We start from the raw sequence: 12804 nt of genomic DNA, 5'->3' as shown, positions 1-12804 counted from the left end.
CAATTACAATTGATAACCCCGTTTTGTTACCAGGTAATTATGATATTGAAAGGTAGTCGAATTTCCTACGATAATAACGGTCGTCATGTCAATAGGATGAGAAGTCATTTTGTCAAGTGTTGTGATGATAACCGATTCATCCTTCCGGGATGCGTCTTTGACGATCCCTACAGGGGTCGCTGGAGATTTATAGTGAAGGATGATATGGGCAGTTTTCTCAATCTGCCAATCCCTTTGAGAGCTCCTGGGATTGTATAGTACAATGACAAAATCTGCCTCGGCAGCACACTTTACGCGCCTTTCTATGGTCTCCCACGGTGTGAGCAGGTCGCTAAGGCTAATGACGGCATAATCATGCATGAGCGGCGCGCCGAGCACGGCTGCAGCGGCATTGGCTGCAGGAATTCCTGAAATAATTTCTAGGGGCAAATCGATATTTTTTTCAGAAACCACCTCCAGCACAAGTCCGGCCATGCCGTAAACACCCGGATCACCGCTGCTGATGAGAGACACGATCTTTCCCGCCAGGGCTTCCTGTATCGCCATCTCCACACGCTCAATTTCCTTACGCATGGCGCTGGCAACGATCTGTTTATTTCCTACAATATCTTTCACCAGATCCACATACAGTTTATAGCCAACGATCGTTTCAGAATCTTTCAATGCGTCTAATGCCCTCTGGCTAATCTCGTTCCTTGCCCCGGGGCCAATGCCTACCACGTAAAGTTTTCCTGGGCGATGGCTACGGTCACGCCTGGATATTTCTGTTTTTTGAGTAGTAATTGAGTCTTCCTCCCCGAAAGAAGCGCCGCGGGTTCACACACCCCCCACACCCCTATCTTTTCTTTCACAAAATCTGATCTACCATGCTCTTTGGCACATACCGCAATTTCCCGGCTGGAAACGGCCCTTAACGGGATGCCCAATTCATCCGCCGCCAGCAATAATCCCGGCTCTTGAGATTTAATCTCAATAGTAGCAAGCAGTCGGACACGTTCCATCGTAAGATTCACCCTCTGAAGGGCATCAAGAATGGATTGTTTTACCGCCTCAGAACTAACCCCCTTTTTACAACCGATACCAACGATAATGTCCTTCTGCGCCTCGGTGCCGGTAGTAATCACGGCATCTGTATGCAAGATAGCGGCAATCCGATGTGCCAACAGATTGGCGCCACCCTCATGACCCGAGAGCACGCTGATAACGAAACGCCCCACATCATCAACCACAACCACAGCCGGATCGGTGTATTTATCGAGGATATTTTGGGCAATCATCCTCACCACAATCCCCATGGCCATAACAAAGACAAGGCCGTCATAGTGTTTGAAGATTCGATTAACCAGTTGTTGCAGCGGTTCAGAAAAAGGCCTAATATATGGGGGCGTCTTGTCTTCGGTACTACAATTATTTCCCTCTCCCGTTTTATTAAATATATACGTAGAAGGAGGCGGATCAAAACCTGTTCCAATCCTTCGTGCAGTTTTTAATCCTTCTTCTGTCAAGGCAATAAGAGCTATATTCAAAGCATTCCTTTTTCAGTCCACTAAAAAAGAGGACTTTGGCGTGAGCTCAGACGAACACTCAGTCGAACGATTCAGGGGGTTGTCTTTTTCCTTTCGGGTTCCGGACAACCCTCTTTGCCCTCCTATTATTAAGGGGGATTTTGACACCTCATATACCATGTGTCCTGCATAATTGAAACAAACATTCCTATGTAATCGTATTCCATATATTACGCTCGTAACCGGCTTTATTCAATAAAAAAAGTACTTCCTATTACCTTCGCTGAAACTTACCAAAACATTCCCTGCCGCAGCGAAGCTGCAAACAAAATATCCTGCTTATATGTCATGGAAAAACTTCCTCTTGTATTTTTCGCTTGCATAGTTAATTACCAATGCTATAGTATCCTGCAATCAACAAAAACGTTACGATAAAGGCAAACCCTGAGTGATCAGGGGACGCAAAGGAAAGGGTCTTATCAGTTGTTTAAACAGTTTAAGCCGTTTAAACTGTTTAAACGGCTTACGAAGAGACAGCCTTACTGCCGAAGATGTTTACTGTAAACTCTGCAGTAGGGTTTTTTTCTTTCTCAAGGACGAAGGTTCGCATGAACGGTTTGAGGGGTATAATACGTTCATCCTGAACCTGTCAGAAGATAAGCTGCCGGTAATCGTTTTGAGGAGAAAAACAATGCCGTTCAAGATATCGATCTGTTGCTGTAACTATCTCTTTTCGGAAGGTATCAAACACTTGGTGGCAGGAGACGCACGGAAGATGGGTTATCGTGTTGGTATCGTCGAATCTGAAAAAGAGATTGCAACAAAAACAGACCTGCTCATTGCTGATTTTCATACCTTTTCCAGGATGTCTCCTGAAACACTCTTTCACCACAAGGTGAAGACCCTCCTCTTGTTGACGGATTGCCTCCCAAAGGTAGAAGATCAACGTCTCCTGGAATATATCTCAAAAGGAATCATTGGTATCTTGTTTCCCGAGCCGATTCAACACAGCTCAAGAAGGCGATACAATGCGCTGCTTCCGGCGAACTGTGGTTTACCCATAAGAAACTAAAAGACATCATCACGTGTGTAAAAAATTGTCAAAGGAAATTTGACACACCCCCCCCCAGACCAGGCGTGAGACGGAGATTATTCAATGCATTTGCAAGGGATACAGCAACAAGGATATCATGGCACGTCTCAACATCAGTGAACCATCCGTGAAAAAATACATGAACGGTATCTATAAAAAGGTCGGAGTCGCTAACAGGCTGCAACTCGCACTTTATGCCATGGAGCACTGGCCGTCTTATTTCAAGGTAACTTAAGTCTGCTTTTTCAAGTAACCAAAGATACCGAAAACACCAACCTTTGTTTTCTTGCATCTGCACTCCCGTAAACGTATACTACCCTTCAGTTAGTATAAATTAGGCCTTCGGTGACTTACACGTACACCTTTTTTACGACAAAATCCACCCCCTTACCCCCGCCAGCGGGGGACAGTTGTTGTCCCCCTCGTGAGGGGGACTAAAGGGGGAGGCGAAAAGTTTGAAATTCCTAAGCTTGAAGATAGCTGTTGTTAAAACGACGAACCTTTTATTTTGAATCAAAAAATAAAGGATTATAAATTTCCCATTATCAAAGCGTATCTTTGCCCACATTTCTGCCTGAATACCGTGGGTTGCAAATCCCCTTAAAAGCGGGGCGAAGAAGTCCTCCCTTAGCAAAATTAGGGGGATTAATTCCTTACAAAAAATATTTTAACATTTTCAGCAAAAATATTTTTATCAAAAACCGGAATACCAGGTAATATCAAGACTTATAAGCTAATTTTTAAGGTAACGAACTTTTAAGGTTTTTAGAAGACTAACCCGAATGAATCGGAAGAAAACCTATAATAATACAGGAGATTCCGAAACAAGTTCGGAATGACAAAACGCAAAATGTCATGCTGAATCCTGATTTTTATCAGGACATGCTTATTTCAGCATCTCCTCTCAAAAATACTCTTCCGACTCGTTCGGATTAGGGGAGGGTTGTTACAAAGAAACAAAACATACGATAAAGGCAAACCCTGAGTGATCAGGGGACGCAAAGGAAAGGGTCTTTAAATTCACACGGATGTAGTTGAAGGATACCTTGACGAAAAAAGACAGCCTTACTGCCGAAGATGTTTTTCAATGAACATGTTTTGCAGTAAGGCTTTTTTATTTTAATCCGTAATGATTTCAATGTAGGGGCACGTTGCCACGTGCCCTGACTCGGCTTTCAGCAGTCAGACAAAGGGCTGGAGGCTGATTGCTGAACTGCTGAAGGTTTTTTGGCAGGATGCGGAAATACGATTATGGTGGTGTGAAAACTCTTTTCCCCGGTCCCCGTTTTTACTCTGGGGATTCCAATATCGAATATTGAACAAGGAATAATGAATGTCGAAATTCGAAATGCCTTGTTCCTCCCCCCTATCCCCCTCTATGAGAGGGACAAATAACTGTCCCCCGCCGACGGGGGTGAAGGGGGTGGGATTTTGTCGTAAAAGGTGTATGTGTAAGTCACCGAAGGCTCAATTTTACCATGAAAAGAGGGCGCTTGTACAAAACGATGCATTGTTTTTTTGAATTGGGAAATAAGGGGTGGGTTGCAAGTCCCCATTAAAAAAGGGGGCCCGTTTTTTCAAATTGGGGTTACTCTCATTTGAACGAGAATTTCTTAAGGTATGTGCTAAATCATGATAGGGTACTTTTCTCTATTCGAGAGCAACGCTGTGGGGTCGCTAACTACGAGAAAGACGTACGGTTTAAAAGAATGCACTGCACGTTGTCCAGTGCTTCCGGCGACGATTGGGGGCTGGAGGCTAGTCCTCCAGTCTACCAGCTAGTTGTTGTCCCCCTCACGAGGGGGACTAAGGGGGAGGAGAAAATTTTAAAATTCCTAAGCTTCAAGAAAGGAGGAAACAAATATGAACATTACATAGATACTGTGAATTTGGGGGTCGTCCCAGCCGATTCGGCTTTTTGGACATCTCTACTACTTTAACATTTATAGAATGAAGAAAGAAAGAAAGAAAGGAGCGTTCTATGAAGCACATAAGCAAAATGATGAAGGCGTTGATTGGAAGTCTGGTTCTACTGCTGATGCTCAGCAGCTTGGTAACAGTGGCTTCGGGAACCTGTTGGACTGAAATCGGTATCGGAAACCCGATCATCGACAAAAATGGAAACCCCGGTTACGTTTATTCCGTCACATTTGCCGACAAGGATCAGCCTAATTTGCTGACTGGGATTGTGGGTCCAGTGGGAGCTGAACGTGACGATGTTGCATGCCGTCCAGCCACGTCTACTAACCAAGCGGTGTCTTGGGTTGTTCATGATTCACCGAACTTCGATCAAATCGAGACACAGGGTTGGGGAGATAATTGGCGGGACCGCGTTGTTGCCCGGTCGGCAGCCAACCCCAATCGTATCTGGTTTGCGGCGAACGGGCATCCATGGTACTCTCCTGCGCCCAAAGGAGGGCTATGGCGCTCCGATGACAATGGTACTTCATGGACTGAAAATCTGATGGCAGGACAGCCAGGAGAAAGTGGCGAGATCAATAGCATTATCCCAGACCCTGACGATCAGGGCAAAGTATTTATTGGACGCGGCTATGATTACGGCAACGTGTCTGTGAGCACGGATGCTGGTGTGACTTTTACAATCCTCCAAGGTCACAACAACGTGAGCAAGACTGGTGACGATAGATGGAACTACGCAGTAATTACGATCGATTTCGTGGTGGGATTGATCCTCAATAAACACGATTTTCTTTCTCCCATGAGTATGAATCTGGACGGAAGCAACTCAACTGAGATTAACTTCCCTGGCGTTATTGCGGGAAGACCACTTGGTGGAATCACGTATGATGTTCCAGTCAGAGGTCTCCAAAAGAGGGCAGGAGGACTCATGGGACGATGCACCGCAGATGGTGGGTTTATTTATTCCGCCGAGAATACCCAAACTCTTTACTATGCGGCGGGAGGTGTGCCGGACGTTTCTTCAGCGGTACCAATCAACGGTGTGAACATTGATTTCCCAGATGGTTACAATCTATTGGCTCATCCGACTGAGCCTTGCACATGGGTTGTCCAGACCGGAGGCACAACCTTCTCTATAACTCACGATTGTGGAGTCACTTGGTCGCCACTTCCGATGGATGGGTTTACCAGCACTGTTCGAGTAGTCGCTATGGCGTACCTCCCGGACGCCTCTGGTAGGATCCTGGCTTTCACAGAAGACGGAAGGCGTTTCTTGTTCTCTGTTCCATGTGCTGTTACTCTATTATCTTTTAACGCCAAGTCGGGTAATGATGGTAGTGTAATTCTGACCTGGGAAACGGCCACGGAGGTGGACAATGCCGGATTTAATCTCTACCGCGCAGAAACCAAGGATGGCGCTTATAAAAAGATCAACGACATCCTCATCCCAGCCCAGGGCAATGCCACGTCCGGAGCCGGTTACAGCTTTGTAGATACGCCACCAGCCAAAGGCACGTACTATTACAAGCTGGAGGACGTGGACTACAAAGGGGTGAGCGCCATGCACGGTCCTGAAAAGGTAAAGGTAAGGTCAGATGATGCCACAATAAAGAGTTTAAGGACAAAGAAACGTAAATAAGATGAAGGTTGGAAGTTAGAAGCCAGAATACGGGGATCAGGTATCAGGCAGAGGGTGAAGGCTGACCGCTGATGGCCAAATGACAAGACAGACATCGCAAATTTTTATAGAGAAAGGAAACATATAATGGAAGGCAAAAAATTACCCGGATACGAAGCGCCAGAAGTGATTACCTACACTGACGAAGATATATTTGAGAAGCTGGGACCTGCACATACCGGCACTATCAAAGGGGATAGTACATTCTAAGGGGGAAGCGAGGGCCACCCATTACAGGTTGTCCGAGAATTGTTTTGCAGATCAAAAGCCATACTATGTATTGATTTGTAATTAAAATTTAATCGATATGTAGTATACGTTAAAGATTGCAGTTGCATTCTTGGACAGCCTGTTTATCGCCGACAATCTGTTTGGTTCTGGGATGATGGTGTAATGGCACGACCATTATGCATACAATAAAGAAGGTAACACTTTAGTTCTTTGAAAAATTAACAAGCGATTTTATAGGCCAACCCAGAAGGCGTTTTTACCGTCAGGGCGTTTTTGGCAATTGCCAGAAGGTTTTCAACGGGATTAGCACCTTGTAATTCCGCAGAGCGAAGCAATGTCATAAGGATAGCCTGGGTATTCGCACCTTGAGCAGAACGATTTTGTTGTGAGACCTTTCGAGTCAATACCGGCTTTCGCATCTGTTGCTCAGCATGGTTATTATAGGGACTCACGCCCTCATGTTCCAGGAACGTAAAGAGTTCCTCTTTATGGCGATTCAGACGTTTGATCAGTCTTTGTGCGTCTTTATCCTGATAGGGTGTTATCAAAAACTGTTCAAGCCGATAATGTAATCTCTTTTTCAACCGAAGAAAGCATTCTGGACTCAAATGGTTCTTTTCCTCCGATAACCGCAATGCGTCTTTGAGCACACGAGAGAGTTTTTTCCGGAAAGCTTTCCATGGAATTGACCGATTGTATGTGTCGACTTTTACCAGTTCCGTGAACAGATGATAGAAACACCGCTGCTTTGCCAGTGCGTTTATCTTGTTATAAGCGCCCCAGAAGTCACAAATCAGGATGCCCTTGAATAGTCTGCCTAAGAACTTTTCTATGACAGGCGACCCCCGATTGCGTGTTATGAGGTAGTAGCAGAGGGTTTTGGTTGTAAAACACCACAACCAATGGGTTTTCCCGTTCAACCGCCACCCTGTTTCATCTGCGTGTAAAACGGCACTTGCGGAGACTTTTTGTCCAATATCGTTATACCGTGATTCCAGGAGTGTTGCAAGGGACTTCCAAGCCTGGGTTAAACCACCGGCGCTTATGTGAAAGTTGAAAAATACGGAAACCATCTTTACGATATTGTTTATACTTATGCCGACTAAGTAATGAAGCCAGGCGGTAAAGACAACGAGGCGCAATCCGAGTCGGGCATTTGGCAACGCGTCTGTGACCGTAGGCTGGACAATCTTTCTACAACAAGAACACCAGGAACCATGAACCGTATGTTCAGTCACGACCGGATCAATCTGTGGGATATCTTCGATGTATCGCTTATACGTTCTTACCGGATTTTGCAGTGGCTGGTGGCAATCAGGACAACTCTTGAGGGTATGTGTCTGATAGGCAGTTATTTTTTCCGGCCGTTTCCGGGAAATCCCCTTATGTCCGTGTTTCCTGCCACAAGGCCGTCTTTTCCTTTTGCCTGCGGGCTTTAGATACGGTGGTGTCATGCCGGACGGGGTGGTCGGACTCGGTTTATCGCAGAGTCTGTCATAGTTCTCTGCTTTCTCGGCCAGTATCAGGATGGCTTGAATCGCATCCTCTCTGTCCATCTCTAAAATAGCTATAGCTTCATCCCTGGTCATGAACAAGAAACCTCCGGAAATTTCTCTGAAGAGAGTAAATAGGGGTCAAATCTTTATTATTGACAAATCGTTTGGCTCTGGCATTGAAGGGAAGGGGTCGCTTGTCAGGGTACGGAATACAGAAGTCATACGAGAAACGAGAGACGAGGGAAGAGAGAAGGCAGCAGCATGATATTGGTGGATTCGGCGCAAAAAGGCAAACGCCTTAATCGTTCGGCTGAACGCTCACGGCGAAGTCCACCCTACACAAACTAAAGTTACAGTAGCATGGGCACGACAACTATTGGGTTCAAATTACAAATTTGAACCCGGTAGGGGGAAATTTGAACCCGCTGGGGGGGTCATGCCCTGATTCTTACGTGCACTTCCCTTAGCAGGTTTGTAACCCATGGTTTTGTCTTGCACAAACCGTGGTGTGTTGTCGCAAAATGTTCGGGTTCACGCTGCCTGTCTGCGTACGCCGTGCGCACAGGCAGGCAAACATGAACCCACGGGATGGGAGGGTTAGAAATTATCTGATTTTTGAAAATGATCTTGGCTATGCTGATTGGTTTATCGAGAGAAAAAAGGAATACTGGTTATATCCTGAATAGCATGAAAGTGATTGTCAATGGTAAATACCTGATACTGATGTTTCTTTGCGCAACAAGCGATGGTGATATCAGAAAGTGGAATTGTCTTTCCCTGTGACCGAAGTCTTCTGGAAAGCATTCCGGCTTCTATCCAGACATCTTTCGTTATTTCGAGATATTCAATGACATTGAATACGTCTAATACAATTTCATGTTCTCTATGTGTCTTAATACCCTGAAGGAGTTCAGCAATGATTATCCCAACGCCAGCAACAAGATTGTTAGCGATAAGGTCTCTCAGGCAGTTTGAGGTTTCTGATTTTGTACGAAAGAATTCGACCCAGATACACGTATCAGCAATAACTTTTGGATTATTTTTTGCCTTCATATTCCATTATTTCTTCTTTCTCCAATTGTTGCCAGTTGTTTTCTATATCTACGGTGCCCTGGTAAGAAAGAATTTTTTTAATGTGTTTCTTTTTGAGGTAATCCTTAATGGCAATAGCAATCGCCCTGGTTTTTGATTTTTCATGAGTAGCCTCAAGAAGCTGTTTCATTAAAAGGTCGTCAATATTTAACGTGGTACGCATGTTGTGCCTCCTTATTCATATGCTTATAATATATGACATGATTGTATGGCATTGCAATATGCTTGTCAATTGGTTTTAGGAATATGAGTAAGAGATGGGATATTTGGCCTTAATTCTCGAGGCTTCAATTACTTCCTGTAAGGAATTTTCGATATGAGCTATCGGCAAATTAGGTAAAATTACGCACAAAAAGTAGTCTGCTTTTTCCATGCCACGTTCTCGTGCTAGAATATAAAAGGTTTCTCCAATATTGATATCATTCATTAAGACGTGGGTATTGTGCGATGAAAGAATATTCTTCACTTTTTCATAATTATTTTCCTCTTTTAGGTATGCGAGAAGGACGAAAGAGTCCAACAGGTACTTTTTCTTCATGCTTTTTATCCTCCCTTCTTTGCCTTAATAATGCCCTGGTAAGAGAGGTTCCATCTTTAAAGATTCCGCAAAAGTCTTCTACCGGCTTCTCCGGAAGCGGCTCTATCACCGCATGGGAGGCAAAAGGTGGGGTCAAATCTTTATATTTGACAAATCGTTTGGCTCTGGTATGATGAAGTAATGGCACGACCATTACGAATACAATATGAAGGTGCATTGTACCATGTGACCTGTCGCGGTAACGAGAGGAAGGCGATCTTTAGGGATGACCATGATAGGAACGTGTTTCTTGAGTTATTGAGCGATGGTGTGAAGACATATAACATTAACCTGTATTGCTATGTTCTCATGGATAATCACTTCCACCTGCTCCTGGAAACTCCCCTGGGCAATCTGGGCGAGTTTATGAGGTGGTTTAATATTACCTATACCTCACATTATAACAGGCGATACAAAAGGAGCGGTCATCTGTACCAGGGAAGATACAAGAGTATCCTTGTGGAAAAGGCGAGCTATCTGCATGTTTTATCCCGATATATCCACCTGAACCCCGTCAGAACGAGGCAAAAAGAAAAAGCATCTTTGTCAGAAAAGAAGAGATATTTAAGAAATTATCCTTGGAGCAGTCTTTTGGGTTATATCGATGATACGAAAAGAGGCGCTTGTATTGATTATGCCCAGGTCCTTGAGGCGTATGGAGGTGAAACTAGAGAAGGAAGAAGGTTGTATTGGGAGGCCATCTGTAATGATGTATCAACAGGTCTTGACATAAAGGAAGAGGTAGTTGGTGGGAGCATCCTGGGGAGTGATAGCTTTATAAAGTGGGTACGAGATCGATTTTTACCTGCAAAGTCCCGTGAGATTCCTGCGGTAAAACGAGTGAGAAAGTATAGCACAAAAGAGGAAATTATTAAGGTCCTCTGTAAAGAGGTGGGTAAAAGCTTTGATGAGATAAAAAGGGAAAGAGGTATGATACGACAGATGGCCATGGACGTGTTGTATCGACTTGGTGGATTGACAGGGACAGAGATAGGAGAGATGATAGGGGTAGATTATAGTACGGTTAGTCAAGGGAGGAAACGATTGCGAGAAAAACGAAAAAGGGATAAGCATCTTTCAGCGCTCCTCGGGAAAATTGAAGCAGATTTGTCATAGTGACTTGATGGTTTCAAATGGGTTTATTTCCATACAGGGTGTGAAAATCCTAGACAGAGGCGTAAGGTTGGGTCGTGGCACGAAACTCAACGAATGCAAGGTGAAGAGAGACAACCCCGAGCCCTGAAATACAGAATAAAAATTTTTTTACTTCTTGATGTTTTTTTCTCCAATCTCAAAGACAAGATTTACTCGGTTTTTTTCTGACTGGGCGCTTTGAATTAAATCAAAATTGGAATGGATGCCACAATGAATAGATGGCGCATGAACATGAAGGGGAATGCAGCTATTTATTGACATGAATTTAGATGAGTGAAACATGAAGTATGCTAATTTGGCCTCTGCTCATGTGAGAAGTGTAAGACGTTTGGCAGGAATTGATATCAGTTTAACCCTTACGGTAGTTTTGAATAAGCAAGCGTAATCCATATCTGGCGTAGTTTTTTACTTCCCGGAAGCTTTTCATGTGAACAAGGGTACGACCGATATAGCGTGGACTCAGATATAATGACCTCAAAGCCTTTTTACGCATTTGAATAAGTTCTTCTTTTGATACATGTAAGGTGCCAATAGCAGGATTGGAAAAATAATTGTGTCCAACGGCTTTTTCCGTTAATATCCCCAAATCCTGGGCAATCTTATAAAATTCCGTGCCCTCATAGGGAATTGCAATGTGGATTTCCGAAAAATCACACCGTAACTCTTTTGCAAGCTGCAGGGTATCCATAATCATTTCTTTCGTTTCCCAGGGAAATCCAATTAAATAAAAACCATAAGTTTTTATCCCCAGCTTTCTGCACAGGTTTACGGCCTCCCGTGCCTGTGTCCGGGTTGTGCCTTTTTTGATTCTTTTTTGGATTTCATCATTTCCCGATTCAATCCCAAATGCCACCAGCCAGCACCCCGACTTTTTCATCCATGCCAGACGTTCTTCATCGATGGTATTTACACGGCTGTTTGCCACCCATGCAATGCCAAGCTTACGGCTTATAATTTCCTTGCATAATTCAATCACTGATTTTTTATTCATGGTAAAGGTGTCGGCGCGGAAAAAAAAATTCCTGATACCATATTCATTCACGCATTCTTCAAGCTCTGCAATAATATTTCCTACCGATCGTTCCCGCAATTTCATACCGGAAATGAGGGGCGATAGGCAAAAGATGCATTGGGATGGGCAACCCCTGGAGGTCTGGATCGTTGCCTGCGGCTCGCCGGTATCAGGACGGACGTAAAGATGATTTTTCATCAGGTCTCTGGCAGGAAAGGGTATCTTGTCAAGATCCGTCAAGAATGGCTCCTGGCCAGTTTGGACGATCTGGTTAAGATTGTTTCTCCATAAAATCCCCCTGACATTGGATAAATCCGCCCCGTTTTTTTTTGCATGAATCAGGTTGTTGATAACTGTCTCCGCCTCTCCGACAATGGCAACATCCATGACCTCGTAGATCGCTTTTTTAAGGTCTTCCCTATTACACGTATAAAAGTGAGCCCCCTTTGCGATAGTAAAGATTTCGGAGTTCAATGTCTTTGCAATGGAAAATGCCTTCATATCATCTTCGATGGTGGGGGTGGTGATGCTCATTATCAGGAAGTTGGGCTGTATCGTTTTGAGGTCATCTTCGAAATGACTCCACAGTTTCTTTTCCGCAGGATAATCAGCGATAAAGGGTGTAACCCCTATTTGCCTCAGCATAGAAGCGATGTACCCGAGGTCATTGGGCGGACGGAGCGATGTGGCGCTGCCTCCATCAACCTCGGCCTGACATCTGTCTTCCCCACGCTGATAAAGGCCGACGGGGGGATTAAAGAGAAGTGCTTTTTCTAATTTCATAGCACGGGAATTATTTCCGGACGCAGATAAACACGAATTATACGGATTTGAAGCTATACCTAACGACATAAATAATTGGGCATGATATAGTATTTTATTTTTAATAACCCTGAAAAAACTCAGTCATTTATGCGCAATTACTTAAAATGCTGCGCATAGCAAGGCATGCCCCTATGCCGCCAAAAGGGTTTAAAAGCACAGATTTTACAGATTACACAGGCAAAAGATACCCATAATCTGCGGAAATTTATGCCATAAAATC

Annotated in this window: 13 protein-coding genes and 2 riboswitches; of the genes, 5 read left to right on the top strand and 8 right to left on the bottom strand. The window is 44.2% G+C overall.

The window, feature by feature from the left end:
• Positions 1 to 3: 3 nt before the first annotated feature.
• Positions 4 to 720: a precorrin-3B C(17)-methyltransferase gene (gene cobJ / locus BROSI_RS15570; protein WP_052564692.1), complete on the bottom strand. Its 717-nt coding sequence runs from the start codon at positions 718 to 720 to the stop codon at positions 4 to 6.
• On the bottom strand, positions 714 to 1526 hold the full coding sequence (locus tag BROSI_RS15565; RefSeq protein WP_052564691.1) for a cobalt-precorrin 5A hydrolase: 813 nt from the start codon (positions 1524 to 1526) through the stop codon (positions 714 to 716). The genes cobJ and BROSI_RS15565 overlap by 7 nt, the downstream gene beginning before the upstream one ends.
• Positions 1527 to 1931: 405 nt before the next feature.
• Positions 1932 to 2055, top strand: a riboswitch (cyclic di-GMP riboswitch).
• 141 nt (positions 2056 to 2196) lie between these two features.
• Here BROSI_RS15565 and BROSI_RS20260 point away from each other — a divergent pair.
• On the top strand, positions 2197 to 2577 hold the full coding sequence (locus BROSI_RS20260) for a hypothetical protein (RefSeq protein WP_157842565.1): 381 nt from the start codon (positions 2197 to 2199) through the stop codon (positions 2575 to 2577).
• Between the two features lie 28 nt (positions 2578 to 2605).
• Here the strand turns inward: BROSI_RS20260 and BROSI_RS21565 are convergent, their stop codons facing one another.
• The gene (locus BROSI_RS21565; protein WP_052564689.1) at positions 2606 to 2890 is read right to left on the bottom strand and encodes a hypothetical protein; all 285 of its coding nucleotides are present in this window, start codon (positions 2888 to 2890) and stop codon (positions 2606 to 2608) included.
• A gap of 671 nt (positions 2891 to 3561) precedes the next feature.
• Positions 3562 to 3674, top strand: a riboswitch (cyclic di-GMP riboswitch).
• 905 nt (positions 3675 to 4579) lie between these two features.
• Between BROSI_RS21565 and BROSI_RS15540 the strand changes: the two genes are divergently transcribed.
• Positions 4580 to 6157, top strand: coding sequence for a sialidase family protein (locus BROSI_RS15540; protein WP_052564686.1), 1578 nt, complete (start codon positions 4580 to 4582; stop codon positions 6155 to 6157).
• Between the two features lie 126 nt (positions 6158 to 6283).
• Positions 6284 to 6406, top strand: coding sequence for a hypothetical protein (locus BROSI_RS21065; RefSeq protein ID WP_261338857.1), 123 nt, complete (start codon positions 6284 to 6286; stop codon positions 6404 to 6406).
• A gap of 239 nt (positions 6407 to 6645) precedes the next feature.
• Here BROSI_RS21065 and tnpC read toward each other — a convergent pair whose 3' ends face one another.
• Positions 6646 to 8016, bottom strand: a complete 1371-nt coding sequence (tnpC, locus tag BROSI_RS15535) for an IS66 family transposase (RefSeq protein ID WP_052564685.1) — start codon at positions 8014 to 8016, stop codon at positions 6646 to 6648.
• Between tnpC and BROSI_RS20005 the strand changes: the two genes are divergently transcribed.
• The gene (locus BROSI_RS20005; protein ID WP_157842564.1) at positions 8015 to 8188 is read left to right on the top strand and encodes a hypothetical protein; all 174 of its coding nucleotides are present in this window, start codon (positions 8015 to 8017) and stop codon (positions 8186 to 8188) included. The genes tnpC and BROSI_RS20005 overlap by 2 nt on opposite strands.
• Before the next feature lie 380 nt (positions 8189 to 8568).
• Here BROSI_RS20005 and BROSI_RS15530 read toward each other — a convergent pair whose 3' ends face one another.
• The 3 genes from BROSI_RS15530 to BROSI_RS15520 form a co-directional block, all read right to left on the bottom strand.
• Entirely contained in the window at positions 8569 to 8976 is a 408-nt protein-coding gene (locus BROSI_RS15530; protein WP_052564684.1) for a PIN domain-containing protein, read from the bottom strand.
• Complete coding sequence (locus BROSI_RS15525) at positions 8960 to 9178, bottom strand: type II toxin-antitoxin system VapB family antitoxin (RefSeq protein WP_052564683.1); 219 nt, start codon at positions 9176 to 9178, stop codon at positions 8960 to 8962. Before BROSI_RS15525 ends, BROSI_RS15530 begins: the two co-directional genes overlap by 17 nt.
• A gap of 75 nt (positions 9179 to 9253) precedes the next feature.
• Complete coding sequence (locus tag BROSI_RS15520; RefSeq protein WP_082059248.1) at positions 9254 to 9553, bottom strand: PIN domain-containing protein; 300 nt, start codon at positions 9551 to 9553, stop codon at positions 9254 to 9256.
• A gap of 180 nt (positions 9554 to 9733) precedes the next feature.
• Here BROSI_RS15520 and BROSI_RS15510 point away from each other — a divergent pair, with 180 nt between their 5' ends.
• A complete protein-coding gene (locus tag BROSI_RS15510) occupies positions 9734 to 10708 on the top strand; it encodes a transposase (protein WP_082059247.1) in 975 nt (324 codons plus the stop codon).
• A gap of 388 nt (positions 10709 to 11096) precedes the next feature.
• On the opposite strand, the gene BROSI_RS15505 is transcribed toward BROSI_RS15510, so the two are convergent.
• The gene (locus tag BROSI_RS15505; protein WP_052564679.1) at positions 11097 to 12542 is read right to left on the bottom strand and encodes a B12-binding domain-containing radical SAM protein; all 1446 of its coding nucleotides are present in this window, start codon (positions 12540 to 12542) and stop codon (positions 11097 to 11099) included.
• Positions 12543 to 12804: the final 262 nt, after the last annotated feature.

Source organism: Candidatus Brocadia sinica JPN1, from assembly GCF_000949635.1.
GTDB lineage: Bacteria > Planctomycetota > Brocadiia > Brocadiales > Brocadiaceae > Brocadia > Brocadia sinica.
This window is presented reverse-complemented; position numbering and strand designations above follow the sequence as displayed.